The 25,461-nt window shown below is 69.5% G+C and carries 23 protein-coding genes; 15 read left to right on the top strand and 8 right to left on the bottom strand.

All coding sequences use genetic code 11. The features are described from left to right. The first annotated feature begins 166 nt into the window (after positions 1-166). A complete protein-coding gene (locus tag AB0N02_RS27010) occupies positions 167-1,564 on the top strand; it encodes a CCA tRNA nucleotidyltransferase (protein ID WP_363951911.1) in 1,398 nt (465 codons plus the stop codon). After that, complete coding sequence (locus AB0N02_RS27005) at positions 1,534-2,796, top strand: adenosylmethionine--8-amino-7-oxononanoate transaminase (RefSeq protein ID WP_363951909.1); 1,263 nt, start codon at positions 1,534-1,536, stop codon at positions 2,794-2,796. The genes AB0N02_RS27010 and AB0N02_RS27005 overlap by 31 nt, the downstream gene beginning before the upstream one ends. A 22-nt stretch (positions 2,797-2,818) precedes the next feature. Here AB0N02_RS27005 and AB0N02_RS27000 read toward each other — a convergent pair whose 3' ends face one another. Further along, positions 2,819-4,150, bottom strand: coding sequence for an MFS transporter (locus AB0N02_RS27000; protein WP_363951906.1), 1,332 nt, complete (start codon positions 4,148-4,150; stop codon positions 2,819-2,821). A 150-nt stretch (positions 4,151-4,300) separates the two neighbouring features. Here AB0N02_RS27000 and idi point away from each other — a divergent pair, with 150 nt between their 5' ends. After that, complete coding sequence (gene idi / locus AB0N02_RS26995; RefSeq protein WP_363951904.1) at positions 4,301-4,882, top strand: isopentenyl-diphosphate Delta-isomerase; 582 nt, start codon at positions 4,301-4,303, stop codon at positions 4,880-4,882. A gap of 133 nt (positions 4,883-5,015) precedes the next feature. Here the strand turns inward: idi and AB0N02_RS26990 are convergent, their stop codons facing one another. Then, positions 5,016-6,095, bottom strand: a complete 1,080-nt coding sequence (locus tag AB0N02_RS26990) for an inositol-3-phosphate synthase (protein ID WP_363951902.1) — start codon at positions 6,093-6,095, stop codon at positions 5,016-5,018. Positions 6,096-6,122: 27 nt separating this feature from the next. Then, positions 6,123-6,791 carry a PadR family transcriptional regulator gene (locus tag AB0N02_RS26985; RefSeq protein ID WP_363951900.1) on the bottom strand — a complete coding sequence of 223 codons (669 nt, stop codon included), beginning with the start codon at positions 6,789-6,791 and terminating at the stop codon, positions 6,123-6,125. Positions 6,792-7,448: 657 nt separating this feature from the next. Here AB0N02_RS26985 and AB0N02_RS26980 point away from each other — a divergent pair. The 3 genes from AB0N02_RS26980 to AB0N02_RS26970 are packed head-to-tail and all read left to right on the top strand — an operon-like array spanning position 7,449 to position 12,489. Then, positions 7,449-10,277, top strand: a complete 2,829-nt coding sequence (locus AB0N02_RS26980) for a transglycosylase domain-containing protein (RefSeq protein WP_363952170.1) — start codon at positions 7,449-7,451, stop codon at positions 10,275-10,277. Further along, positions 10,277-11,587: a glycosyltransferase 87 family protein gene (locus AB0N02_RS26975; RefSeq protein ID WP_363951897.1), complete on the top strand. Its 1,311-nt coding sequence runs from the start codon at positions 10,277-10,279 to the stop codon at positions 11,585-11,587. Before AB0N02_RS26980 ends, AB0N02_RS26975 begins: the two co-directional genes overlap by 1 nt. Before the next feature lie 5 nt (positions 11,588-11,592). Next, positions 11,593-12,489, top strand: a complete 897-nt coding sequence (locus AB0N02_RS26970; protein WP_363951895.1) for a hypothetical protein — start codon at positions 11,593-11,595, stop codon at positions 12,487-12,489. A gap of 74 nt (positions 12,490-12,563) precedes the next feature. On the opposite strand, the gene AB0N02_RS26965 is transcribed toward AB0N02_RS26970, so the two are convergent. Beyond that, positions 12,564-13,322 carry a deoxyribonuclease IV gene (locus AB0N02_RS26965; protein ID WP_363951892.1) on the bottom strand — a complete coding sequence of 253 codons (759 nt, stop codon included), beginning with the start codon at positions 13,320-13,322 and terminating at the stop codon, positions 12,564-12,566. Between the two features lie 98 nt (positions 13,323-13,420). Here AB0N02_RS26965 and AB0N02_RS26960 point away from each other — a divergent pair, with 98 nt between their 5' ends. Next, entirely contained in the window at positions 13,421-13,603 is a 183-nt protein-coding gene (locus AB0N02_RS26960; RefSeq protein ID WP_363951889.1) for a hypothetical protein, read from the top strand. 134 nt (positions 13,604-13,737) lie between these two features. Here the strand turns inward: AB0N02_RS26960 and AB0N02_RS26955 are convergent, their stop codons facing one another. Beyond that, positions 13,738-14,049: a hypothetical protein gene (locus tag AB0N02_RS26955; RefSeq protein ID WP_363952167.1), complete on the bottom strand. Its 312-nt coding sequence runs from the start codon at positions 14,047-14,049 to the stop codon at positions 13,738-13,740. A gap of 218 nt (positions 14,050-14,267) precedes the next feature. Between AB0N02_RS26955 and rpsF the strand changes: the two genes are divergently transcribed. From rpsF to AB0N02_RS26920, 7 genes are all read left to right on the top strand, one after another. Beyond that, on the top strand, positions 14,268-14,558 hold the full coding sequence (gene rpsF, locus AB0N02_RS26950) for a 30S ribosomal protein S6 (protein WP_184947277.1): 291 nt from the start codon (positions 14,268-14,270) through the stop codon (positions 14,556-14,558). A 76-nt stretch (positions 14,559-14,634) separates the two neighbouring features. Continuing rightward, positions 14,635-15,228: a single-stranded DNA-binding protein gene (locus AB0N02_RS26945; protein ID WP_363951886.1), complete on the top strand. Its 594-nt coding sequence runs from the start codon at positions 14,635-14,637 to the stop codon at positions 15,226-15,228. A 110-nt stretch (positions 15,229-15,338) separates the two neighbouring features. Further along, the gene (rpsR, locus tag AB0N02_RS26940; protein WP_012895699.1) at positions 15,339-15,575 is read left to right on the top strand and encodes a 30S ribosomal protein S18; all 237 of its coding nucleotides are present in this window, start codon (positions 15,339-15,341) and stop codon (positions 15,573-15,575) included. 14 nt (positions 15,576-15,589) lie between these two features. After that, on the top strand, positions 15,590-16,036 hold the full coding sequence (rplI, locus tag AB0N02_RS26935; protein WP_363951882.1) for a 50S ribosomal protein L9: 447 nt from the start codon (positions 15,590-15,592) through the stop codon (positions 16,034-16,036). A gap of 410 nt (positions 16,037-16,446) precedes the next feature. Beyond that, positions 16,447-17,328 carry an ABC transporter substrate-binding protein gene (locus AB0N02_RS26930; RefSeq protein ID WP_363951879.1) on the top strand — a complete coding sequence of 294 codons (882 nt, stop codon included), beginning with the start codon at positions 16,447-16,449 and terminating at the stop codon, positions 17,326-17,328. A 28-nt stretch (positions 17,329-17,356) separates the two neighbouring features. Beyond that, entirely contained in the window at positions 17,357-18,196 is an 840-nt protein-coding gene (locus tag AB0N02_RS26925) for an amino acid ABC transporter permease (RefSeq protein WP_363951877.1), read from the top strand. A 136-nt stretch (positions 18,197-18,332) separates the two neighbouring features. Further along, complete coding sequence (locus tag AB0N02_RS26920) at positions 18,333-19,076, top strand: amino acid ABC transporter ATP-binding protein (RefSeq protein ID WP_363951875.1); 744 nt, start codon at positions 18,333-18,335, stop codon at positions 19,074-19,076. 196 nt (positions 19,077-19,272) lie between these two features. On the opposite strand, the gene AB0N02_RS26915 is transcribed toward AB0N02_RS26920, so the two are convergent. Then, complete coding sequence (locus AB0N02_RS26915; protein ID WP_363951873.1) at positions 19,273-20,808, bottom strand: amino acid permease; 1,536 nt, start codon at positions 20,806-20,808, stop codon at positions 19,273-19,275. Between the two features lie 113 nt (positions 20,809-20,921). Continuing rightward, entirely contained in the window at positions 20,922-22,232 is a 1,311-nt protein-coding gene (locus AB0N02_RS26910; protein ID WP_363951870.1) for an MATE family efflux transporter, read from the bottom strand. Positions 22,233-22,569: 337 nt separating this feature from the next. Here AB0N02_RS26910 and dnaB point away from each other — a divergent pair, with 337 nt between their 5' ends. Continuing rightward, entirely contained in the window at positions 22,570-23,925 is a 1,356-nt protein-coding gene (gene dnaB, locus AB0N02_RS26905) for a replicative DNA helicase (protein WP_363951867.1), read from the top strand. 66 nt (positions 23,926-23,991) lie between these two features. On the opposite strand, the gene AB0N02_RS26900 is transcribed toward dnaB, so the two are convergent. Continuing rightward, complete coding sequence (locus tag AB0N02_RS26900; protein ID WP_363951864.1) at positions 23,992-25,404, bottom strand: lipase; 1,413 nt, start codon at positions 25,402-25,404, stop codon at positions 23,992-23,994. Positions 25,405-25,461: the final 57 nt, after the last annotated feature.

Raw genomic sequence — 25,461 nt, 5'->3', positions numbered from 1 at the left:
GTGCTCCTTGCCTCGACTTGCCTCGACGCACGGCCCCCGACGGTCTCTTGACCGACCGTAACCTGGTGATCGCTTGAGGTGTATCCCCAGAGGGGAACATGTTCCGTAACCGAAGGACCTACCCGGCTTGTCCCTTTCAAACCTGACTGAGAGCCAGCGGCACGGCATGAGCGAGCTGTTCCGGAAGATCGCCCCTGTTGCCGATGAGATAGGTGAGCTGTTCACCGCCAGGGGATACCAGATCGCCCTCGTGGGCGGTTCGGTTCGCGACGTCTTCCTCGGCAGGATCGGCAACGATCTCGACCTGACCACCGACGCCCGCCCGGAGACGGTCCTCGACCTCGTCCGCGACTGGGCCGACTCCGTCTGGACCATCGGCATCGACTTCGGCACGGTCGGCGTCCGCAAGGGCAACTGGCTACTGGAGATCACCACCTACCGCAGCGAGTCCTACGACCCCAAGTCGCGCAAACCCGAGGTGGTCTACGGCGACACGCTCGACGGCGACCTGGCCAGGCGCGACTTCGCGGTCAACGCGATGGCGCTGCGCCTGCCCTCCAGGGAGTTCGTCGACCCGCACGGCGGCCTCGACGACCTGCACGCCAGGGTGCTGCGCACGCCGGGCCCCCCGGAGCGGTCCTTCGACGACGACCCGCTGCGGATGCTCAGGGCCGCCAGGTTCGCCAGCCAGCTCGGTTTCACCGTCGACCCGGCGGCGTTCGCCGCGATGAGCGCGATGGCCGAGCGGATCGAGATCGTCTCCGCCGAGCGGATCCGCGACGAGCTGAACAAGCTCGTCTGCGGCGACCACCCCCGCGAGGGCCTGGCGCTCCTGGTCGAGTCGGGCCTGGCCGCCCACGTCCTGCCCGAGCTGCCCAAGCTCCGCCTGGAGATCGACGAGCACCACCGGCACAAGGACGTCTACGAGCACACGCTGATCGTGCTGGAGCAGGCGATCGCCCTGGAGGAGAACGGCCCCGACAAGATCCTGCGCTGGGCCGCGCTGCTGCACGACGTCGGCAAGCCCAAGACCCGCCGGCACGAGCCGGGGGGCCGGGTCTCCTTCCACCACCACGAGGTGGTCGGCGCCCAGCTCGTCAAGAAGCGCCTGACGGAGCTGAGGTTCCCCAAGGATGTGATCGCCGACGTCTCCCAGCTGGTCGAGCTGCACCTGCGCTTCCACGGGTACGGCACCGGCGAGTGGACCGACTCGGCCGTGCGCCGCTACGTCCGCGACGCCGGGCACCTGCTGGAGCGCCTCCACAAGCTGACCCGGGCCGACTGCACGACCCGCAACCGGCGCAAGGCCCAGGCCCTGTCGCAGACCTACGACCACCTGGAGGAGCGCATCTCCCGGCTGGCCGAGGAGGAGGAGCTCGGCAAGATCCGCCCCGAGCTCGACGGCAACGAGATCCAGGCGCTCCTGGGCGTCCCCCCGGGGCCGGTCGTGGGGCGCGCCTACAAGTTCCTGCTGGAGATGCGCCTGGACAAGGGGGCCGTCGGCAAGGAGGCGGCCACCGACGCCCTGCGCCAGTGGGCCCGCGAGAACGGGATCCTTTCCTGAGCGGCGGCCTGGGGGACCTCGACCGTGAGCATGTCTGGCACCCGTACGCCGCGGTGCCGTCGCCGTTCCCGGCGCACGTGGTCTCCAGGGCCGACGGGGTGCGGCTGACGCTCGCCGACGGCCGGGAGCTGGTCGACGGCATGTCGTCCTGGTGGGCGGCCGTTCACGGCTACAACCACCCGGTGCTCAACCGGGCGCTGAGCGACCAGCTCCGGGACATGGCGCACGTCATGTTCGGGGGCCTCACCCACGAGCCCGCCGTACGGCTGGCGCACACGCTGGCCGGCATGACCGGGCTGCCGAGGGTGTTCCTGTCCGACTCCGGCTCGGTCGCGGTCGAGGTCGCGATCAAGATGGCGTTCCAGTTCACCGGCCGGAGCCGCCTGTTCACGGTCAGGGGCGGCTACCACGGCGACACCTTCGGGGCGATGGCCGTCTGTGACCCGGTCGGCGGCATGCACCACCTGTTCTCCGGCGCGCTGCCCCGGCACGTGTTCGCCGACCGGCCGCCCGCCGGGTTCGACGAGGCCTACCTCGCCCACCTGGACGAGACGGTCGCCGCGCACGCCCACGAGCTGGCGGCCATCATCGTGGAGCCGGTCGTCCAGGGCGCGGGCGGCATGCGCTTCTACCACCCGGCCTACCTGCGCAGGCTCCGCGAACTCGCCGACGAGCACGGCGTCCTGCTGATCGCAGACGAGATCGCCACCGGGTTCGGCCGGACCGGGGAGCTGTTCGGCTGCGACCACGCCGGGGTGCGGCCCGACATCATGTGCCTGGGCAAGGCGCTGACCGGCGGCTACATGTCCCTGGCCGCGACGCTGTGCACCGATCGGGTGGCGGCGGGCGTCGGGGTGCTGATGCACGGGCCGACCTTCATGGGCAACCCGCTGGCCACCGCCGTCGCGAACGCCTCCCTGGAGCTCCTGCGCGAGCGTCCGTGGCGGGAGGAGGTCAAGCGGATCGAGACCGGGCTGACCGAGGGCCTGGCGGAGGTCGCGGGGGCCGCCGGGGTCAGGGACGTGCGGGTGCTGGGCGCGATCGGGGTGGTCGAGACCGAGGAGCCCGTCGACGTCCGGCGGGTCCAGGACGTCGTGATGGAGCACGGCGTCTGGCTCCGCCCGTTCGGCCGGCTGATCTACACGATGCCGCCCTACTCGATCGGCGACGACCTGGGCATGATCACGGCCGCGATGACGGCCGCGGTCCGCTCGCTCGGCTCGCGGGCGTGACACGGCGGCCCCTCCGCGCGGCTCACACGCCTGAGTGCGGCTTGACCGTCTGCTGGGCGGCCACGGTGGCGGAGGCGCGTCCGCCCGGCCGCCTCGGAGTGATCATTCGATAGAGCACCGCGCCCCCGACGTATCCGGCGGTGATGATCACCAGCACCGTCAGCGACCTGCCGTTCGCCGGGAGCAGCGTCGCGGCCAGCGCGGCGGCCAGCACGTAGGTGCCGTTGAAGAGCATGTCGTAGATGGAGAAGGCCCGGCCGAGGTAGGCGTCCTCGACGTCCCGCTGCACGGACGTGTCCGCGCAGATCTTGATGCTCTGCCCGGCGACGCCGAGCACGAAGCCGCCGACGGCGAAGCCCCACTGCTGGAACGGCACGCACAGCGCGAACGTCAGCAGCCCGGCGGAGACGAGCATGATCGGGATCCAGGTCTCGATCCCGAAGCGCTCCGTGGCCCACGGCGTGACCAGGATGGCCACGAAGTAGCCGACCCCGGAGGTCGCCACCACGAGGGAGACCGCGGCCAGCGCGTTCTCGGCGCTGTCGGCGAAGTAGTAGCGCGAGAGCATCATCAGCATCGCCGTGCACATGCCGTACATGAACCGGTGGGTGGCCATCGCGCCCAGCGCGGCCGCCGCCGCCCTGTGGTGGACGAGGTGCCGCGCGCCGTCGGCCAGGCCGCTCAGCACGTTGCGCAGCGCCTCGCGGGTCTGCGGCATGCCCGGGTCGTAGGCGGGGCCCAGCAGCTGCCGCTCCATGGTCCTGGCGATCAGCGCGCTCAGCCCGAAGATCAGCCCCGAGGTGACCATCAGCACCGCCGTGCCCCGGTGGTCGCCCCCGAAGAGCGCGTGCAGCAGGAAGCCCAGCCCGGCGCCGAGGAAGGTCAGCACGGTGCCGGAGGTGGGGGTCACCGCGTTGGCCACCAGCAGCCGCTCGGCCGGGACGACGTGCGGCAGCGAGGCGCCGAGCGCGGCCAGGAAGAAGCGGTTCACGCCGAGCACGGCGAGCGCGGCGGCGTAGAAGAGGGCGTCGGGGGCGCCCGTCACCAGGAGCGCGGCGGTGAGCAGCAGCAGCGCCCCCCGGACCAGCGGCGCGATCACCAGGATCTGGCGCCGGGACCACCGGTCGATGAACACGCCCACGAAGGGCCCGAGGATCGAGTACGGCAGGAACAGCACGGCCAGCCCGGTGGCGATCTCGGCCGCGCTCGTGCTCTTCTCCGGGCTGAAGAAGGCGAATCCGGTCACCGCGAACTGGAAGATGCCGTCGGAGAACTGCGAGACCAGGCGGGTGCCGAACAGCCTCCGGAAGTCCCGGCCTTCCAGGACCACGCGTAGATCGGATACGAATGACACGCGCTCAGCCTACGCGGGACCACCCTGACGGACCATCGGGAACAACCCCGGGAACGACCCCGGAAACGGTGCGCCGGACACATGCTCACCTTTCGTGACGTAGCGCTGATCAGGCATGACGAGCCGACAAGGTCACGTACCCTCGATCGGGTGACAGCTGATGAACAGGTTGTGCTCGTCGACCCCGCGGGAAACGCGATCGGCACCGCGTCGAAGGCCACGGTGCACGGCCTGCGGACGCCCCTGCACCTCGCCTTCTCCAGTTACGTGTTCGACGACCGGGGCCGGGTCCTTCTCAGCCGCCGGGCGTCACACAAGATCACCTGGCCCGGTGTGTGGACCAACAGCTGCTGTGGCCACCCGTTGCCCGGCGAGCCGCTCTCCGCGGCGGTCGCCCGCAGGCTCTCCCACGAGCTGGGGCTGAAGGCCGACGCGGTCGACCTGCTGCTGCCGCGCTTCTCCTACCGGGCGGTCATGGACAGCGGGATCGTCGAGCGGGAGCTCTGCCCGGTCTACCGGGTGGTGGTCACGGACGAGGCCGTGCCCAACCCCGACGAGGTCGGGGAGGTGCGCTGGATGCCGTGGGCGGAATTCGCCGCCGGGGTGCTCGGCGACCTCATCGAGATCTCCCCGTGGTGCCGGGAGCAGATGCCTCACCTGGTCGAGCTCGGCCCCGACCCCCTCGGCTGGCCGGTGGCCGACCCCGCCGACCTGCCCCCCGCGGCCCGCTGATCCGCCGTCCGCCGATCCGACGCCCGCTCGTCGGCCGTTCCGTCTCCGGTTGATCCGCCGCCCGCCGCCCCGTGGCCCGCACGACATGCGAAAGCCCTCCGCCCACGTGGGCGGAGGGCTTCGTCGGGAAGCGTCAGCGCTCGACCTCGCCGCGGATGAACTTCTCCACGTACTCGCGGGCCTCGTCGTCGGAGTACTGCTCCGGCGGCGACTTCATGAAGTAGGAGGAGGCCGACAGGATCGGCCCGGCGATGCCCCGGTCCATCGCGATCTTGGCGGCGCGGACCGCGTCGATGATGATGCCGGCGGAGTTCGGGGAGTCCCAGACCTCCAGCTTGTACTCCAGGTTCAGCGGGGTGTCGCCGAAGGACCTTCCCTCAAGGCGGACATAGGCCCACTTGCGGTCGTCGAGCCACGGCACGTGGTCCGACGGGCCGATGTGCACGTCCGCCTTGCCCATCTCGTGCGGGATCTGGGAGGTGACCGACTGGGTCTTGGAGATCTTCTTGGACTGCAGGCGCTTGCGCTCCAGCATGTTCATGAAGTCCATGTTCCCGCCGAAGTTCAGCTGGTAGGTGCGCAGCAGTTCGACACCGCGGTCCTCGAACAGCTTGGCCATCACCCGGTGCGTGATGGTCGCGCCGACCTGCGACTTGATGTCGTCGCCGACGATCGGCACGCCGGCGTCGGTGAACTTCTGGGCCCACTCGGGGTCGGAGGCGATGAAGACGGGCAGCGCGTTGACGAAGGCGACCTTGGCGTCGATGGCGCACTGGGCGTAGAAGCGGTCGGCCTCTTCGGAGCCCACGGGCAGGTAGGAGACGAGAACGTCCACCTTGTTGTCCTTGAGGACCCGCACGACGTCCACCGGAGCCTCGTCGGACTCCTCGATCATCTCGCTGTAGAACTCGCCAAGCCCGTCGTAGGTGTGGCCACGCTGCACGGTGACACCGAGCGGCGGCACGTCGCAGATCTTGATGGTGTTGTTCTCCGAGGCCACGATCGCCTCGGACAGGTCGCGCCCCACCTTCTTGGCGTCGACGTCGAACGCGGCGACGAACTCGACGTCTCCGACGTGGTAGTCACCGAACTTGACGTGCATCAGGCCCGGCACCCGGCTGCCCGGATCGGCGTCCCTGTAGTAATGCACGCCCTGCACGAGCGACGAGGCACAGTTGCCTACACCGACAATGGCTACGCGCACCGAACCCATGGCACTCGCTCCCCTTGTTCTGAATGGTCAATTGTCTTCTGGGGCGGGATGCCGCCCCGGGTTATCCGCTCCGGGCGCGGGCGCCCGGGACGCTCTTTCTGCTGCGGAGTGCCGCTCGTCGTCCGCCAGGGAGCCGCGCCGCTCCGTGGCGATCAGCTCATTCAACCAGCGCACTTCGCGTTCGACCGACTCCAGCCCGTGACGTTGCAGCTCAAGCGTGTAGCTGTCCAGCCGCTCCCGCGTCCTGGCGAGGGCCGTACGCACACCGTCGAGCCGTTCTTCGAGGCGGCTGCGGCGTCCTTCGAGGATGCGCAGGCGCACCTCGGCCTCGGTGTGCCGGAAGAAGGCGAAGTGGACTCCGAAGCTCTCGTCCTCCCATGCCGAGGGACCGGCCTGGGTGAGCAGCTCCTGGAGTCGTTCCTTGCCCTCCGTCGTCAGCCTGTAGACGATCTTCGATCGGCGTCCGGTGAGCGTGATGGGGCTCTCCGCGGTGGACGCGGCCGAGTCGTCGTCCTCCACGATGAGCCCCTCCGTCAGCAGCTGACGGAGGCAGGGATAGAGCGAGCCATAGGAGAACGCGCGGAACATCCCAAGCAGGGAGTTGAGCCGTTTGCGCAGCTCATAGCCATGGAGCGGGGTCTCGTGCAACGACCCGAGCACGGCGAGTTCCAGTACGCCGCCACGTCCGCCGGCCACGGGGAACCACCACCTCTCGCGTCGATGTATCGAGCCGATACATCGTGAGGATACGTCGGACCAACATATCTCTGCAATTAACGACTTTCCCAAGAGGTTGGGCGTAAACGGCAAAAAGCCGTAGTGTGACGCTTATGTGGTCACAGCGATGGGTGGTGGGCTCGCGCCCTCGCACGGCCTGGACCACTTCTCAATGCGGGAAATTCCACGCTGGGCCGGGTGAGGTCTGCCAAGGTTGTTCTCGGAACCACCTGGCGGCCTCGTTCGTCCTCGGGAACGGAGATCCACCCGAATAGGTCGGCTACCAGTGAGCCAAGGCGACGAGATCCGCCACGGTCAGGCGATAATCTCCCCGCCTGCATGCCGCCGTAGACCCCGATGACCGAACGAGGACGCGTGAGTTACAGCCACAGCCATGACCCGGAGCCGCAGGGGCGTCAACAGGCCCCCGACGCGTCGGCTCGTTCGGGACGGCGCCGTCGCTCAAGCGCAGAGGCCGCTCCCGGTGCGGTTCCCCCGCCTCCGCCTCCCCAAACCGGGGGCGCGGGCTGGGGCGCGCCGCAACCCCAGTCACAGGGGAGGCCGCCGTACGGTGCGGGAGCCGATCCGAGAGGCGCCGGGACGGAGCGGTACGACACCGTCCCCCGGAACGTGGCGATGCGTCGCCAGGAGCCCGATCCCGCCGTGGGACGCAGGCCGGAGGCCGCGTTCGAGGACACCCAGGCCATGATGGCCGCCCAGGCGGGGGCGGGCCGTCCGTCCGGGCGGGCGGGTGCTCCCGGCGCGGGCGTACCCGGTCAGGGCCCCGCTCAGGGCCCCGGTCAGGGCGCGGGTCAGGGCGCGGGTGTCACGGGACAGGGTGCCGCTCCCGGCCGGAGCGCGGGTCCTCCCGGTCAGGGCGCCGGTTCCGGTCAGGGGGCGGGTGCCCCGGGCCGAGGGGCGGGCACCGGGCAGAGCGCCGCGTTCGCCCAGGGGGCCGGTCCCGCCCAGGGCGGTCCCGCTCGGGACGCCGACACCGTGCTGGGATCGGGCGCCACCGGCGGCCGGGGCAGGCGCGCGCGCGGCGGGCGCGGTACGACCGGCCCCGGCGGGCCGCAGCGGCCGACAGGACCGGGCGGACCCGGCGGAGGCGACGGAGGGCCGAGGGGTCCCGAGGGGCCCGGAGGGCCCGAAGGACGCGGCCCCGGCGAGGGCCGCGGGGGCAAGGCGAAACGCAGCGGGTGGAAGCGCTTCCTGCCGAGCTGGAAGATCGTGATGGCGAGCTTCGCCGTCCTCGCCGCGGGCGTCTTCGGCATGATCGCGGTCGCCTACGCGAACACGCCGGTTCCCACGACCACGCAGGCGACCGTGGACGACCGGGGCAGCGTCATCTACTACGCCAACGGCACCGTGCTCGCGCGCCTGGGCGTCAAGCGCACGCCGGTGACCATCAAGGACATCCCCGTGTGGGTGCAGGACGCGGTGATCTCGGCGGAGAACCGCAGCTTCCGCGAGGACAGCGGCATCGACCTGAGGGGCATGGCGCGGTCGGTCTGGAGCACCCTGAGCGGCGCCCAGCTCCAGGGCGCCTCGACGATCACCCAGCAGATGGCCCGTAACTACTACGACGGCCTGAGCCAGGAGGTCTCGATCCAGCGGAAGGTCAAGGAGATCTTCGTCGCGATCAAGATCAACAAGACGCTGTCGAAGGACGAGATCCTCACCCGCTACCTGAACGCCATCTACTTCGGCCGCGGCGCCAACGGCATCCAGGCGGCCGCCAAGGCGTTCTTCGGCAAGAACGTCAAGGACCTCACCCCGCCGGAGGCCGCCTACATCGCGGGCCGGATCCAGAACCCCAGCACCTTCGACACCCTTGAGGCCAACGACAAGTTCGCGGCCACCAAGGAGCGCTACCAGTACGTCCTGAAGTACATGGCGGACCTGAACCCCACCGCCTACGGCAAGTACGCCAACGTCCCCTTCGAGAGCCTCAAGTTCAAGAAGGTCAAGATCACCGAGATCAACCGCGGTCTCAAGGGCTACATGCTCAACATCGTCTTCCGGGAGCTCAAGAAGCGGGGCATCAGCGAGGACGACCTGAAGACCAAGGGCCTGCGCGTCCACACCACCTTCGACGAGCAGAAGATGAAGGACGCGCAGAAGGTGGTCCAGGCCCGCACCGCCAACCTCGACTCCACCATCCACGCCAGCATCGCCTCGGTGAACCCCAAGAACGGCCGGGTGGTCGCCTTCTACAGCGGCGACGACTTCATCGACGACTACAACAACCGCGCCTTCGACGCGGCCAAGCAGGCGGCCTCGGCGTTCAAGCCGTACGTCCTGGCGGCCTGGCTGGAGAGCGGCAGGTCGCTGGACAGCCTGATCGACGGTGTGTCCTCGATCGAGTTGCCCGGCACGGCCCCGATCAAGAACTCGCACGCCGCGCCGTACGGGCCGATCGACACGGTGAAGGCCATGGCCGACTCGGTGAACACCGTCTTCGCCCAGATGGGCGAGACCGTCGGTCTCAAAGAGGTGGCCAGGATCGCCAAGGAGGCGGGGGTCGGCGAGCGGGTCAAGGACAACCCGCTCTACGGCGGTCAGAACTCGGTCGACTGGGCGGTCGATCACCAGAAGTACCAGACCACCATCGGTGTCGCCTCGGTGACCGCCGTTGAGCAGGCCGCCGGTTACTCGATCTTCGCGAACGAGGGCAAGCACGTCGACTGGCACACCATCATCAAGGTGACCGACAGCAAGGGCCTGGTCTGGCTGCCGGAGCAGCTCGTCGAGCGTCAGGTCATCAGCCCCGAGGCGGCGGCCGACGCGACCTACGCGCTCCAGGCCGTGGTCAAGGGCGGCACCGGTATCGCCGCCAACCTGGGCGTGCGCCCGGTGGCCGGCAAGACCGGCACGAACAACGAGTACAAGGACGCCTGGTTCGTCGGCTTCACCCCGCAGATCGTCACCGCGGTCGGCATGTCCAAGGACGTGCCCTACAACAAGCTGCCGGGGAAGTCGGGAAGGCGCGTGCTCAAGGTCGACAAGCACGGCCTGCCGAACCGCAAGCTCAAGACCGTGTACTGGGAGGAGGAGCCGATGCCCTCCTTCATCGGCGGTGGCGGCACCCCGACCCAGATCTGGCACGACTACATGGCCCTCATCACCGCCAAGGACAAGGTCGAGCAGTTCCCGGAGCGGGCGAACACCGGCAGCCTGAGCAACCTGGCGACGCCGAGGCCCACGCCGTCCCCGACGGAGACCGAGACCTACAACCCCGACGACAACGGGGACAACGGCATGCCCGACGTCGGGGTCACGCCTCCGCCCATCACCGACTGCCAGCCGGGCGACCTGTCCTGCTCCCAGCCCGACGACGGCAGCGGCGGTGGTCCCCTGAACGGTGACGGCACCGGCAACGGGGGCGGATTCGACAACAACACCGGGGTCGCCCCCGGCGCCGCGGTCATGCCCACTCCGACGCCGACAGGACAGCGCCCCTGATGAAGAGCACCCAGTCGTCGACACGGGTCGCGGTGACCGACCTCGGCACACGCGCCATGCCCTACGTTCCCCTGGCCCTGTTCGCCGGGCTGGGTGCAGTGCTCTCCTACCTGTGGAAGTGGCCCTGCCGCTTCGGCGGGGCCTGGAACACCGGGATCGGGCAGTTCACGAACTTCTGTTACACCGACATCTATCCGCTGTGGTGGAACGAGAAGCTGAACGAGGGCAAGATCCCGTACTTCGACCATCCGGTCGAGTACCCCGTCGGCATCGGCGGGATCATGGAGTTCTTCCGCCGGATCGCCGGGCTCTCGAGCGACCCCGCGATCACGTTCTACGACCTGACGGTCATCCTCATGGCCGTCAGCCTGATCGCGGGCGTGCTGCTGATGGCCGCGCTGGCCGGACCGGCCCGGCGCTGGGACGCGCTCTGGTACGCCCTGGCTCCCGCGCTGATCCTCACCGCCTACATCAACTGGGACCTGGCGGCCGGAGCCCTGGCCCTGGGCTCGATGCTCGCCTGGTCGAAGCAGCGGCAGTGGCTGTCGGGCGCCCTGCTCGGGCTGGCCATCGCCACCAAGTTCTACCCGTTGATGTTCCTCGGCCCGCTGTTCCTGCTGACGCTGCGCACCGGCAAATGGGTGCCGTTCTTCAAGACGGTCGGCGGCGTCGTGGCCGCCTGGCTCGTGGTCAACGTCCCCATCATGATCGGGGCCTTCCCCGGCTGGAGCAGGTTCTACGTCTTCAGCCAGGAGCGGCCCGCCGACTGGGGATCGATCTGGTACTTCTTCGGGCAGAAGCACTGGCCGATCCTCGGTGACGGCGAGCGGCTCGACATGCTGGGCGTCGTGTCGCTGGGCGTGTTCTGCCTGGCGATCGCCGTCCTGACGATGACGGCCAAGACGCGGCCCCGGCTGATGCAGCTGTGCTTCCTCGTCCTGGCCGCGTTCATGATCACCAACAAGGTGTGGTCGCCGCAGTACGTGCTCTGGCTGATCCCCTTCGCGGTGCTGGCCAGGCCCAACTGGAAGCCGATCGCGCTCTGGCAGATCGCCGAGTGCTGGTACTTCTTCGCGATCTGGCTCTACCTGCTGGCCCAGCAGCCGGAGAACGCGCCCCTCGGCATCACCGCGGACACCTACTTCACCGCCGTGTGGGGCCGGGTGATCACCATCCTGATCATGATGGCCTTCGTGGTGCGGGACATCCTGCGGCCCGACAAGGACGTGATCAGGCAGGACGGGACCGACGACCAGGCCGGTGGCGTCTTCGACGGGGCCCCCGACAGGTTCCGGCTCGCGCTCTCCTGAGCGCGATGCCCCTGCTTCCCGACGGCTGGACGCCCGCCGGACTGGTGATCTCCGTCGCGGCGGCCCTCGTCGCGACGGTGGCGCTGGCCCGGCTCGCCGAGTTCGAGGGACCGCGGGGAGCGGGGCCGTACGCGGTCGCGGCGCTGCTGCTCTCGCCCGCCTCGGTGTTCCTGTTCGTCGGCCGCACCGAGGCCCTGTTCCTGGCCTTCGCGCTCCCGGCCTGGCTGGCCGCGCGCCGGGGGAACTGGCCGGCGGCCGCCCTTCTCGCCGCGGCCGCCTCCTGTGTGCGCTTCACCGGGCTGCTGCTGGCCCTCGCTCTGGTGGTGGAGTTCCTCACCTCCGGGCGTGCCGTACGGCAGGCGGCCTGGCTGGCCGTGCCGTTCGTGCCGACGGTGCTGTTGTCCGTCTACCACCGCGTCCATGACGGCCGGTGGCTCGCCTGGCAGGACGCGCGGGAGGCGGGCTGGGGGCCGAGCCCGGTGTGGCCGTGGGAGTCGCTGGCCGCGACATGGCAGGGGGCCCTGGGAGACGGGCGCTTCGTGTGGATGTTCCGGCTGGAGCTCGCCGGGGCCGTGGCCGGGATCGGGCTCGTGGTGGTCCTGTTCCACCTGCGGCGGTGGAGCGAACTCGTCTACGTGGGGCTCCAGGTGGGCGCCCTGGTCTGCTCCGCCTCCTACCTGGCGATCCCGCGGGCGGCGGTGCTGTGGTGGCCGCTCTTCCTGCTCGTCGGCCGGGCTAGCGCCCCGGGCGCGGCCGATCGGACGGGGGCCACGGACACGCCCGGACGGGCGCGCCGGGGGGCGCGTCCGGGGTGGTGGCCGATCGTCGTCTACGCGCTGGCGCTGGGACCGCTGATGGTGCTCAACACGATGACTTTCGTCGACAGCGCCTGGGCGGGGTAGAAGCCTCTACCCACTCTTGGCGCAAAGTAATCCAGAAAAGTTATCCACAGGCTGGGGATTGCCGTGCTCTCCGGCTAGAGACTCTTCCTGAGCAGGGCGATGTCGTCGGCCTGACCGTCGCCGGGGGTCTCGACGACGATGGGCGCGTTCGCGCGGCGGCACACCTCAAGGATGAGCTCGGTGTCGATCTGGCCCGCGCCGAGGTTGGCGTGCCGGTCGGCGCCGGAGCCCGCGGCGTCACGGGAGTCGTTGCAGTGGATCAGGTCGATCCGGCCGGTGACGGCGGTGATCCGCTCGACCGCGTCGGCCAGGTCGACACCCCCTGCGTGGGCGTGGCAGGTGTCCAGGCAGAAGCCCACGTCGAAGCCGTCGAGGGCGTCCCAGAGGCGGGCGATGCTCTCCAGCCTGCGCGCCATCGCGTTGCCGCCGCCCGCGGTGTTCTCGATGAGCACCGGGACCTCGTGCTCCTCCAGGCGCTCGAACACCTTGCGCCAGTTGTCGAAGCCCTTCTGCGGGTCGTCGCCCGCGCCGACGTGCCCGCCGTGGACGATCAGGCCCTTGGCGCCCAGCTCGGCCGCCGCCGCGAGGTGGGCGCTGAGCAGCTTGCGACTGGGGATGCGGATCCGGTTGTTCGAGGTGGCCACGTTGATCACGTAGGGGGCGTGGACGTAGACCTCCACGCCGGAGTCCTTGATCTCCCGTGTCCTGTCGCCGATGACCGGGCCCTTCCAGCCCTGTGGATCCCCGAGGAAGAACTGCGCGACCTCGGCGCCACGCGCCCTGGCGTGGGCCAGCGGATCGTCCTGGTCGACATGAGCTCCGATAAGCGGCATGTGTTCGAGCGTAGCCGTTTCGGCGGGCCGTACGGGGGCAGTCGCACGGCGCGCCCCGACGCCCGCCCGAGGCGGGCCGAACCCCCCGAGGAGTCGAAGTGGCCCACTACCGCAGAGGAATAAGCCTGATCGGCCTGATCTACCTCCTGGTCGGGCTGTACGTGGCCTGGATCCACCACTACATCACCCCCACGCTTCTGAAGAACATCGCGGAGGCGCTGCTGGCCGTCCTCCTGTGGTTCCTCGTCCTGCTGGGGGTGGACCTGCATCTGGGAGGTTAGGCCCCGTTGTCCTCGCGACGCCTGTCGGCGTCGCGGGCTTGGGCGCCTCCGGGTCGGTGTCCTCCCTCGTCACCCGGTCGCCGTGCTCCCTCGCCTCTCGGTCCGGACACCGACGCGCCCAAGCCGCCGGGGCTTCATGGGAAGAAGCCGCCGTGGTAGATGCCGAAAGCCACGCCGACGAACGAGGCCACGATTCCCACGATGTTCAGCGAGCGCTCCGGGGTCGTCGCCGAGACGTACTGCGAGTAGAAACCTCCGACGAACCCCAGTACCCCGAGCCATGCGGCGACCGCGTGCGCGCTCGGGATGAGCGCGGCCACGAAGGCGATCAGCCCGCAGGCGAGAGTGACGACGCTCAGGACGTTCTGCAGGGGATGCCGCCGCCCGTCGCTGTTCAGCGTGAGCCGGGAGAGCAGGTTTCCGGTGGGACGGGACACGTCTGGCATGGGTTTCACCCCCTCCTCCTCTGCTAGAGGAGTGCCCGTGTCGCGACGGCCCAACCCTTGACAGCCTGGTAGGCTGGCACGGCTGCGTTTTATGGGTGTGTCATCGCCCACCCTCCGCCACGGTCGCCGAAATGGGCGTCCGCGGTGAAGACGTCAGCGTCCTCCTGTCACGGCACGGTGTCGTGACCGCAAAAGTCCAGAGGAGGTTGGAAGCCAGCATGCGTCGTTACGAAGTGATGGTCATTCTCGACCCTTCGCTCGATGAGCGCACGGTGGCCCCTTCCCTCGACCAGTTCCTCACGGTCGTCCGCAATGACGGCGGCACCGTGGAGAAGGTCGACGTGTGGGGTCGTCGCCGGCTGTCCTACGACATCGCCAAGAAGCCCGAGGGCATCTACGCCGTCATCGACCTGACCGCCGAGCCCGCCACGGTCAAGGAACTCGACCGGCAGATGAACCTCAACGAGGGCATTCTCCGCACCAAGGTCCTGCGCCCGGACGTGCACTAACCCCGACTTTTGTCGGGCGGTAGCCGTACTCTGAGCCGATAGACCGCGAAAGGCCGCAGGAAGGGCAGCGCTAGCCATGGCAGCAGGCGACACCACGATCACCATCGTCGGCAACCTTGTCGACGATCCCGAGCTGCGCTTCACCCCGACGGGGCAAGCCGTGGCCCGGTTCCGCATCGCGTCCACTCCGAGGTTCCTGGACAAGCAGACCAACGAGTGGAAGGACGGCGAAGGCCTGTTCCTGACCTGCAACGTGTGGCGGCAGGCGGCGGAGAACGTCGCCGAGAGCCTGCAGCGCGGCATGCGGGTCATCGTTCAGGGACGGCTGCGCCAGCGGTCCTACGAGACCAAGGAAGGCGAGAAGCGCACGGTCTACGAGGTCGAGGTCGACGAGGTCGGCCCCTCCTTGAAGAACGCGACCGCCAAGGTCAACAAGACCGCCCGTCAGGGCGGTGGCGGTGGCTTCGGCGGCGGTGGTCCCGCCAACGACCCGTGGGCGTCCTCCGCTCCGGCCGCACCGCAGGGTGGCGGCAATTACGGCGGCGGCGGCGGCAACTACGGTGGCCAGCAGTCGGGCGGCAACTTCGGCGGCGGTCAGCCGCAGGGTGGCGGCTACGGCGGCGGCAACAACTTCGGTGGCGGCGACTTCAGCGACGAACCGCCCTTCTAGGTGCCGGGCGGCGGTCCCCAGGGACGGCCGCGGACCGCACCTGAGAAAAACAGTCCATACCCGCAGCGACCATTCCCGCCTCACGGCGGGGCTCTGAAAGGAGCACCACGATGGCCAAGCCGGCACTGCGCAAGCCCAAGAAGAAGGTTTGCCTGTTCTGCCATGACAAGATCTCCTACGTCGACTACAAGGACACGGCGCTGCTTCGGAAGTTCATCTCCGACCGCGGCAAGATCCGTGCCCGCCGGGTGACGGGCAACTGCACCCAGCACCAGCGTGACGTGGCGACCGCTATCAAGAACGCTCGTGAGATGGCGCTCCTGCCGTACATGAGCACCGCGCGCTAAGGAGGTCCGGACAGATGAAGCTCATTCTCACCAGTGAGGTCACCGGCCTCGGCGCCCCCGGCGACATCGTCGAGGTCAAGGACGGCTACGGCCGTAACTACCTGCTTCCCCGCGGCTTCGCGATCCTGTGGACGCGCGGTGGCGAGAAGCAGATCGTCTCGATCAAGAAGGCCCGCGACGCTCGCGAGATCCGCGACCTCGGCACCGCCAAGGAGATCGCCGGCCAGCTCAAGTCCCTCAAGGTGATCCTGAAGACGAAGGCGGGCGAGTCCGGCCGTCTCTTCGGCTCCATCACCACGGGCGACGTCGCCGAGGCCGTCAAGGCCGCCGGTGGCCCGCAGCTCGACCGCCGTCGCATCGAGATCTCCTCCGCGATCAAGAGCCTCGGCGCGCACCGGGTCAGCGTCAAGCTGCACCCGGAGGTCTCCGCCGCCCTCGACATCGAGGTCGTCGCGGCCTGAGCGACCGCCTGAGACCGGCTTCGGACAGGGGCCCCTTCCCACCCGGGAAGGGGCCCCTGCTCGTGTGACGCCCACCTCCGTCCGCGAGAGGGCCTGTTCGTGTGACGCCCCGCTTCTGCCCGGGAGAGGGCCCGCTCGTGTGACGCTTCCTCTCCGCTGGGAAGGCCGCTGCTCGTGTGACGCCCGCTTTCGCCCGTGTTCGTGTCGCCCCGCCTCCGTCCGGGAGGGCACCGCTCGTGTGACGTTCTCTCTCCGCTGGAAGGGGCCACGCCCTTCCCCGCCGGAGAGGAGGTTTCCGCCCGGAACGTGCCGCCCGTGCGCCGTGGCGTTCACCTGCTGGAACCGGGTTACTCGCGGTCACCGCCAATACGTACAATTCGGGGGTCGTTGCTTCCCCCTGGAGGTTTGTCATGGTTCGTCCTTCGATGCTGCTCGCGCTCGGCGCCCTCACGGTGGCCGTGGCGGCCTGTGCGCCGGTGTCGGACACGACGACCCAGGCGGGCGCCTCCCCGGCGTCGGCGGACCCCTCCGGCCCGGCCCCCTGCACCAAGGACGGGCTCACGCTGAAGACGGCGGGCAAGCTGACCGTCGGCACGGACAAGCCCGCCTACGAGCCGTGGTTCAAGGACGACGACCCCGCCAACGGCAAGGGGTTCGAGAGCGCCGTCGTTCACGCGATCGCCAGGGAGCTCGGCTTCCAGAGCGGTGAGATCGCCTGGAGCACGGTGAAGTTCGACTCCGCGTTCGCCCCCGGCCCCAAGCAGTTCGACTTCGACGTCAACCAGGTCTCCGTCACCCCCGACCGGGCCAAGGTCGTCGACTTCAGCAAGGGCTACTACACGGTCAAGCAGGCCGTGGTCGCGCTGAACGGCTCCAAGATCGCGTCCGCGACCGACCTGGCGGGCCTGAAGGACGCGAAGATCGGCGTGCAGGTCGGCACCACCTCCCTGCAGGCGGTCAAGGACGTCATCCAGCCCACCGCCGATCCGAACGTCTACAACGAGCAGATCGACGTGGTGAACGCGCTGAAGAACAAGCAGGTCGACGCCGTGGTCGTGGACCTGCCCACCGCGTTCTACGTGACCGCGGCCCAGGTGGAGAACTCCAAGCTGGTCGGTCAGTTCGGCACCGCCTCCGGCACGCCCGAGGTCTTCGGCGCCGTCTTCGAGAAGGGCAGCCCGCTGGTGGGCTGCGTGAACGAGGCGATCGACAGGCTGACCTCCTCCGGCGAACTCGCCAAGATCGAAACGGAGTGGCTCGGCTCGGCCGCCGGTGCGCCGGAGCTGAAGTAGTGATCATCCGGATCACGGAGCCGAAATAGTGGTCACCTGGGTCAAGAGCCCGCGGCAGCTGGAGCGTGAGCGCCGGCGCAGGCGGCGGGCGGTCCGGTCGGGCTCGATCGCGACCGTCTCGACGGTCCTGGTGGTCGTCCTGCTCACGGTCGCCCTCACCGCCTCGCCCGGCTGGTCCCGGGTGCAGGAGACGTTCTTCGACCCCGAGCAGTTCGTCAAGGCGCTGCCCGACGTGCTGGACGGGTTCCTGCTCAACGTCAAGATCTTCCTGATCGCCGAGCCACTGGTCCTCGTCGTGGGCCTGCTGGTCGCGCTGGTGCGCAACCTCAAGGCTCCGGTGTTCTTCCCGCTGCGCGCCCTGGCGGTCGCCTACACCGACGTCTTCCGCGGCGTGCCGACCATCCTGGTCATCTACCTCGTCGGGTTCGGCCTGCCGGCGCTGGGACTGCAGGGCGTGCCGACGGACCTGACGACGCTGGGCGTCATCGCGCTCACCCTGTCCTACGGCGCCTACGTCGCGGAGGTCTTCCGGGCCGGGATCGACTCCGTCCACCCGAGCCAGCTGGCCGCCGCCCGCTCCCTCGGGCTGAGCCACGGCAAGACCATGAGATACGTGGTGGTGCCGCAGGCCGTGCGCGTGGTGGTGCCGCCGCTGCTCAACGACTTCGTCTCCCTGCAGAAGGACACCGCGCTGGTCGCCACGATCGGCCCGCTGGAGGCACTGCGCCAGGCCCAGATCCACGCCGCCAGCACCTTCAACTACACCCCCTATCTGGTGAGCGCGCTGCTGTTCATCCTGCTCACCATCCCCATGGCCCGTTTCACCGACTATCTGGCGGCGCGCTCCCAGCGGCGGCGGGGCCGGTGAGGGGCGGTTCGGGCGGGCGCGGCTTCCGGGAACCCCGGGAACCCCGGGAACCCCGGGAACCCGGGGGACACAGGGGACGCGGGGGACACAGCGGGCGCCGTCCACCGTACGGCGGGCCCGCGGCCGAGGAGAGAGCATGAGCCTGCTGACCATCGAGGGCGTCTGGAAGAACTACCACGGTCACAGCGTGCTGCGCGGCATCGACCTGTCCGTCGAGGCGCACGAGGTGGTCTGCCTGATCGGCGCCTCGGGCTCGGGCAAGTCCACGTTGCTGCGCTGCGTGAACCTGCTGGAGACCGTGGACGACGGCGTGATCCGTCTCGACGACAGGGACATCACCGACGTCGGTGTCGACGCCGACGACGTGCGCAAGCGCATGGGCGTCGTGTTCCAGGCCTTCAACCTCTTCCCGCACATGACCGTGCTGGACAACATCACGCTGGCCCCGCGCAAGGTGCACAAGGTCGGCAGGGAGCGGGCCGAGCACGAGGCCCGCGAACTGCTGGCCAGGTTCGGTCTGGCGGACAAGGCGGGCGCCTATCCCGATCGGCTCTCCGGCGGTCAGCAGCAGCGCGTCGCCATCATCCGGGCGCTGGCCACCGGCCCCCGCCTGATGCTGCTGGACGAGGTGACCTCGGCGCTGGACCCGGCGCTGGTCGCCGAGGTGCTCGAAATCATCCGGGAGCTCAGGGCGGGAGGGATGACCATGATCCTGACCACCCACGAGATGGGCTTCTGCCGGGAGATCGCCGACACCGTCTGCTTCCTCGACGACGGGGTGCTCCTCGAACGCGGCACCGCCGAGCAGATCTTCACCGACCCCCGGGAGCCCCGGACCCGGGAGTTCCTGCGGAGCGTGCTCGACGCCCGCCGGGGCTGATCCGGACCGCCTTCCTCCCTCTGGGGCCCGGCCGCTGCCGGTCTCCGTACGGCCCGCGCGGATCCGTCCCCGGTAGGTCCGCCCAGGCGAGTCCCAGGCGAGTCCCAGGCGAGTCCCAGGCGAGTCCCTCAGTGAGTCCCCCGGCGGGTCCGTTCCGGCCAGGTCCGTTCCGGTGGGTTCGTCCCGGTGGGGCCGCTCAGCGTCGGTGCCGTCCGCGGGCGTCGCCGTTCGAGGCGTCCTCCGGTCGCCGGATCCCGGCGAGCGCGCTGTTGCGCCTGCCGTACAGCAGGTAGACCAGGACGCCCAGGGCCATCCAGGCCGCGAAGTACAGCCAGGTGTCGATCTGGAGGTTCACCAGGAGCCACAGGCACGCGGCGATCGAGGCGATCGGCACGGCGGGAGAGAGCGGGACGCGGAAACCCCGGGGCAGGTCGGGCATGGTCCGCCGCATCCTGATGACCCCGGCGGCCACGGAGATGAACACGAACAGGGTGCCGATCACCACCAGCGGTTCGAGCGTGAGCACCGGCACGAACTCGGCGAGCAGGATCGCCAGCCCGCCGATGAGCAGGGTGACCCTGGCCGGGCTGTGGTAGCTCTTGTTGAGCTTGGCCAACCGGCGGGGGACCAGGCCGTCCCTGGCCATGGAGAACATGACGCGGGTCAGGCCGACGAGCAGCACCAGGACGACCGTCGTGAGACCGAGGACCGCGCCCAGGTTGATGATGTGCACCATGAAGCCGTCGCCCGCGTCCCGGAAGGCGGCGGCGAGCGGGGCCTTGCCGTCGATCATCTGGTAGGACGTCATGCCGACCATCACCAGCGCGACCGCTATGTAGATGACCGTGGTGACGATCAGGCTGCGGATGATCCCCTTGGGGACGGACACGGGGGCGTTCTCGGCCTCCTCCGCCGCCGTGGCCACCACGTCGAAGCCGATGTAGGCGAAGGTGATGACCGCGGAGGCGGCGAAGATGCCGAACCAGCCGAAGGCACCCGTCTGGCCGGAGACGAGGCCCAGCAGCGAGGAGTGCAGGACGTCGGTGGCGGCCATGGTCTGGGCGGAGGGGGCGGGAATGGCCGCGAGGTTGCGCTGGTCGAAGTGCGTGACGCCCACCGCGATGACCGCGCCGATGGCCAGCAGCTTGGCGATCACGATGATCCGCAGGGCCCGCAGGCCCATCCGCGCGCCCAGCGCCACCAGGGCCGTCAGCAGCACCAGGATGAGCAGCGTGAACAGGTCGAGTCCCTCGGCCTGACCGGTGACCGCGGCCAGTGGCGCGGGAAGGCGCACGCCGAGGTCGGTGAGCAGTTGCGAGGCGTACAGCGACCAGACGCGCGACACCACCGCGGTGGCGAGCAGCAGTTCCAGCGCCAGCGCCCAGCCGACGATCCAGGCCCACACCTCGCCGAAGATGACGTAGGCGAAGGTGTAGGCGCTGCCCGCGGCCGGCAGGGCGGAGGACAGCTCGGCGAAGCAGAAGGCGACGAGCAGGCTCGTGATGCCGGCGATCATGAAGGAGAGGATCACCCCGGGGCCCGCCATGGTGGCGGCCTGGCGTCCGGCGAGGCTGAAGATGCCCGCGCCGATCATGACGCCGACGCCCATGACGACGAGGTCTATGGAACGGTAGGCCTTGGGCAGGCTGTGGCGCGCGCCACCGGCCCACTGGTTTCTCGCTTCGCTCGGTGGCAGACGGCGGACGATCGACGGAGGGTGACCTTCGGGCACGACGCGACCCAATCGTGGTGGGCGGGACAACCGTATTGCCGGGCGTGTTCACAGTGCCGCAGGGGGATTACGCGGTACAAGAGGCTATTTATTACGCGCTGGACATTTCCAGGTCACGCACCGATCACCAGCCATGCGCTGCCGTACGCACGTTGTCCCAGAGTGACAAGCCGGGCCGTCATCCACACTCCCAGTGCCAGCCACAGCGCCGTCAGACCGCCGCCGAGGAGTGCGACCGCCAGTGCGGCGGGCAGGTACGCCAGGGTCGTCCACACTCCCGCCCAGGCGAGGTAGCGCTGGTCGCCGGCACCGATGAGCACCCCGTCCAGGACGAACACCACGCCCGCGATCGGCTGCAGGATCGCCATCACCCACAGCAGGTCGAGCAGCTGACCGGTGACCGCGGGGCCCGCGTCGAACACGCCCGGCACGAACGGCCTGGCCACCATCACCAGGAGGCCCAGCAGCACGCCGGAGCCGACCCCCCACTGCACCATCCTCCGGGTCGCGCGGCGGGTCTCGGCCACGTCGCCCGCGCCCAGGGTGTGGCCCGTGACGGCCTGCCCGGCGATGGCGATCGCGTCCAGGGCGAAGGCCAGCAGCGTCCAGATCCTGATGGCGATCGTGTGGGCCTCGATCTGCTCCTCTCCCATGCGGGTCGCCATGGCGGCCGTGACGGCCAGTACGGCCTGCAGGCACGCCGTACGGATGACCAGGGCGATCCCGGCGGATCCCGCGGCCCTGATGCCCACCAGGTCCGGCCGGATCGGTGCCCCGTAGCGCCCGAAGATCAGCGCCAGGTAGACCACGGCGGCCAGCGACTGGGCCAGCACCGTGCCCCAGGCCGATCCCGCGACGCCCCAGCCCAGCCCCAGGACGAACAGGAGGTTGAGGAGCGCGTTGAGCGCGAAGGAGCCCACCGAGACCAGCAGCGGGGTCGTGGTGTCCTGCATGCCGCGCAGCACGCCGGTCCCGGCCAGCACCAGCAGCATGGCGGGAACGCCCAGGAGGCTGATCCTCAGGTAGGTCTCCGCCTGCCGGGCGAGCTCGCCGTCGGCGCCGATCAGGTGGACGAGCGGCGAGGTGAGCGGCCACACCACCGCGATGATCGCCACCCCGACTCCCAGGCCCAGCCACAGGCCGTCGACCCCCTGACGCATGGCCTGCCGGGTGTTCCCCGCGCCGATCTGCCGCGCGACCGCCGCCGTCGTGCCGTAGGCGAGGAACACGCACAGCGCCACCAGCACGCTCAGCACCGTGGCGGCCACTCCCACCGCGCCCAGCGCGGGCGCGGGCAGGTGGCCGATGATGACGGTGTCCGTCAGCAGGAACAGGGGCTCGGCCACCAGGGCGCCGAAGGCCGGAACCGCCAGGCGGAGGATCTGTCTGTCCTGGTCGCGACCTGCACGGGAGGTAAGTGGCACAGCTTTATTTTGTCTCTTACGTACACATGTGCCGTCAAGGGGATCAAGCGGACGAGTCACACGATGTGAGCAGAGTCTCGGCGTGTCATCTCAACTTTCTTTCCTCCACAGGCGGTGGATGACGTTTTCCCAGCTCAGCATGGCGGTGTGGATTGTGGACGCCGGTTATCCACAGAAGTGTCCACAGGGTGCCCACATCCTGCGGGGAAAACTGCACACCTTATCCACACCTCTGTCGACAGGTCGCGTTGCCACGTGGTCCGGGGAGCGGCGAGACTGTCAGACCTGCCGGTTATAACTGATGATGTCGAAATCATGTTCGAGAAAGGGGGGCGCGGTGAGCATTGCGGAGCCGCCGGTCTTCGAGCCGGGATTCGAGCGCACCCCGCCGAACAACATCGAGGCGGAGCAGTCCGTCCTCGGCGGCATGCTCCTGTCCAAGGACGCCATCGCCGACGTCGTCGAGATCCTCCGTTCCGACGACTTCTACCGTCCCGCCCACCAGATCGTCTACGACATCATCACCGACCTGTACGGCAGGGGCGACCCCGCCGACGCCGTCACCGTCTTCGACGAGCTGCAGAAACGCGGCGAGGTCGCCCGGGTCGGCGGCGGCGCCTACCTCCACACGCTGACCGCCGTCGTGCCCACCGCGGCCAACGCGGGCTACTACGCGAGGATCGTCCGCGAGCAGGCCATCCTCAGACGCCTCATCGAGGCCGGGACCCGCATCGTCTCCTACGGCTACGGCGGACAGGACGAGGAGGTCGACGAGATCGTCGACCGCGCCCAGGCCGAGATCTACAAGGTCACCGAGCGCCGCACCTCCGAGGACTACGTCCCGCTGGCCGACATCATGCCGGGCGCCCTCGACGAGCTGGAGGCCATCGGCGGCCGGAGCGGCCAGATGGTCGGCGTCCCCACCGGCTTCCAGGACCTCGACACCCTCACCAACGGCCTCCACCCCGGCCAGATGATCGTCGTGGCCGCCCGCCCCGCGATCGGCAAGTCGACACTTGGGCTGGATTTCGCCCGGTCTGCTGCGATCAAGCATGGTATGACCACCGTCGTGTTCTCGCTGGAAATGTCGCGCAACGAGATCACGATGCGATTGCTGTCGGCGGAGGCCCGGGTGGCGCTGCACAACATGCGGTCGGGCACGATGACCGACGACGACTGGGCCAAGCTGGCCCGGCGGATGGGCGAGGTCGCCGAGGCGCCGCTGTTCATCGACGACTCGCCCAACATGTCGATGATGGAGATCCGGGCCAAGTGCCGCCGCCTCAAGCAGCGCAACGACCTGCGCTTCGTCATCATCGACTATCTCCAGCTGATGTCCTCGCCGAAGAAGACCGAGAGCCGCCAGAACGAGGTCTCCGAGATCTCCCGGTCGATCAAGCTTCTCGCCAAGGAGCTGGAGGTCCCGGTCATCGCGATCTCGCAGCTGAACCGTGGTCCCGAGCAGCGGACGGACAAGCGTCCCATGGTCAGCGACCTTCGCGAATCCGGATCTATCGAGCAGGACGCGGACATGGTCATCCTTCTCCATCGAGAAGACGCGTATGAGCGCGAGTCCCCCAGGGCGGGGGAGGCCGACCTGATCGTGGCCAAGCACCGTAACGGCCCGACCGCCACGGTCACCGTGGCCTTCCAGGGCCACTACAGCCGCTTCGTCGACATGGCCGCCCACTGACGCCCGCCCGCTGATCCCTGCCCGGTGGATCTCCGCGGGCAGGGGGCGCTTTCACCTCGGGATCGGTCAGGGGATCGCTTTCACCTCGGGATGGCGTCTGTCGGGGCGGTCGAACAGGTGGGTCGGCCGCCCCTTGAGGTGCAGGTCGAAGAACGCGGTGACGTACGCGCGCTGGGCCGCCACCGAACGCCGGGGGTCGATCGTTCCGATGAGCTCGGCATCGGGCAGGTTCTTCAGCGTGCCGGTGAGCTGGGGGAACAACGCCTGCAGGTCGGTGAACGAGCCGTGCCGGGCTCCGGTGAGGCGCAGTTCGCGCTTCCAGCCGGTCGACCTGTCCCAGAAGGACTTCCAGGTGGGCTCGGTCTCCCGGGTGTGCGGTTCGGACGCCATCTGCAGGAACGGCTTGGCGACCCCGGTACGGGCGACCGGCCCGACGTAGCCGCCGTCGAGGTTGACCCCGGCGGCGACCCGGGGGTCGTCGTGCAGGAGCTGCGCGGCCACGGAACCGCCCAGGGACTGGCCGAGCATTCCGATGCGGGACCGGTCCACGGATCCGAGCAGTCCGGGCGGCAGCGGGACGGAGTCCGCGTCGGGGTTGTTTCCTTGGCGGAGACTCGTGAGCCGGTCGAGAACGAACCTCATGTCCGCGACGCGGGCCCGCGAGTGCTTCCTGATCAGAGCGGCGATGACGTCCTCGGTCAGCTTCTCCGGCAGCGGAAGGGCGCGCTCGACCCGGCCGCCGGGGAACTCGACCTGGTCGGCCTCGTAGGTGTGGTCGACGCTGACCACGAGATAGCCGCGGGAGGCCAGCTCCTCGACCAGTACGGTGCCGAGCGTGCGCGGGCCGCCGTCTCCCGGGGCGAACACCACGACGGGCAGGCCCCCGGCCGGCCGGTCCACCGGCGCGCCGACCCGGGCGTGCGTCCGGGTGGCGGCCCAGTCCACCGCGCCCGATTTGATGCCCATCGGGGGCGCCGAGTTCTTGTCCCAGTCGGCGGCGGCCCGTCGTGACATCTGCGGCGCCAAGGGAAGACCCGGCGCCTCCTTGGCCGGGTACCACAGGCTCACCATGAGCTCGCGGTAGGGCCGCGACCTCAGCAGGGGGTCCGGGCGGGTCCGGTCCACCAGGTGCAGGGTGACCGTGCCGATCGGCCGCTCTCCCGTGGGAGCGGGAAGGGACAGTACGAGAGGCGCGCGGGGCGTCCGGGGCGCGGTGGGGAGCTCGGCGGACGTCGCGACGGGCGCGGCCGCGAGGGCCGGCGTCCCGGAGGCGACGAGGGCGGCGGCAAGGAGGGTGGCGGTGATCCCGGCCCCGGCCACGGCCCGCCGGCGGGGAGCGGTGACAGGGGTGGTGGCGATTCCCGGTCCGGCCACGGCCCGCCGCCGGGGAGCGGTGACAGGGGTGGTGGCGACTCTCGGCCCGGCCACGGCCCACAGGCGGAGACGGGGACGGGGGTCGGGTGTCGTGGTGCGGCGCATGCGGTCCTCTCCTCATGGGTGGTCGGTGCGTGCCCAAGGAGCCTTCCAACGACTTTC

The organism is Streptosporangium sp. NPDC051022 (genome assembly GCF_040683035.1).
In the GTDB taxonomy this organism is placed as follows: Bacteria; Actinomycetota; Actinomycetes; order Streptosporangiales; family Streptosporangiaceae; genus Streptosporangium.
This window is presented reverse-complemented; position numbering and strand designations above follow the sequence as displayed.

Excerpts from the sequence above, each read along its gene's own strand:
- rpsR (WP_012895699.1), top strand. The coding sequence starts at position 15,339 with ATGGCCAAGCCGGCACTGCGCAAGCCCAAGAAGAAGGTTTGCCTGTTC.
- AB0N02_RS26990 (WP_363951902.1), bottom strand. The coding sequence starts at position 6,095 with ATGGGTTCGGTGCGCGTAGCCATTGTCGGTGTAGGCAACTGTGCCTCG.
- AB0N02_RS26900 (WP_363951864.1), bottom strand. The coding sequence starts at position 25,404 with ATGCGCCGCACCACGACACCCGACCCCCGTCCCCGTCTCCGCCTGTGG.
- AB0N02_RS27010 (WP_363951911.1), top strand. The coding sequence starts at position 167 with ATGAGCGAGCTGTTCCGGAAGATCGCCCCTGTTGCCGATGAGATAGGT.
- AB0N02_RS26965 (WP_363951892.1), bottom strand. The coding sequence starts at position 13,322 with ATGCCGCTTATCGGAGCTCATGTCGACCAGGACGATCCGCTGGCCCAC.
- rpsF (WP_184947277.1), top strand. The coding sequence starts at position 14,268 with ATGCGTCGTTACGAAGTGATGGTCATTCTCGACCCTTCGCTCGATGAG.
- AB0N02_RS26970 (WP_363951895.1), top strand. The coding sequence starts at position 11,593 with ATGCCCCTGCTTCCCGACGGCTGGACGCCCGCCGGACTGGTGATCTCC.
- AB0N02_RS26980 (WP_363952170.1), top strand. The coding sequence starts at position 7,449 with ATGCGTCGCCAGGAGCCCGATCCCGCCGTGGGACGCAGGCCGGAGGCC.
- AB0N02_RS26955 (WP_363952167.1), bottom strand. The coding sequence starts at position 14,049 with ATGCCAGACGTGTCCCGTCCCACCGGAAACCTGCTCTCCCGGCTCACG.
- AB0N02_RS26920 (WP_363951875.1), top strand. The coding sequence starts at position 18,333 with ATGAGCCTGCTGACCATCGAGGGCGTCTGGAAGAACTACCACGGTCAC.
- AB0N02_RS26945 (WP_363951886.1), top strand. The coding sequence starts at position 14,635 with ATGGCAGCAGGCGACACCACGATCACCATCGTCGGCAACCTTGTCGAC.
- rplI (WP_363951882.1), top strand. The coding sequence starts at position 15,590 with ATGAAGCTCATTCTCACCAGTGAGGTCACCGGCCTCGGCGCCCCCGGC.
- AB0N02_RS26975 (WP_363951897.1), top strand. The coding sequence starts at position 10,277 with ATGAAGAGCACCCAGTCGTCGACACGGGTCGCGGTGACCGACCTCGGC.
- AB0N02_RS26930 (WP_363951879.1), top strand. The coding sequence starts at position 16,447 with ATGGTTCGTCCTTCGATGCTGCTCGCGCTCGGCGCCCTCACGGTGGCC.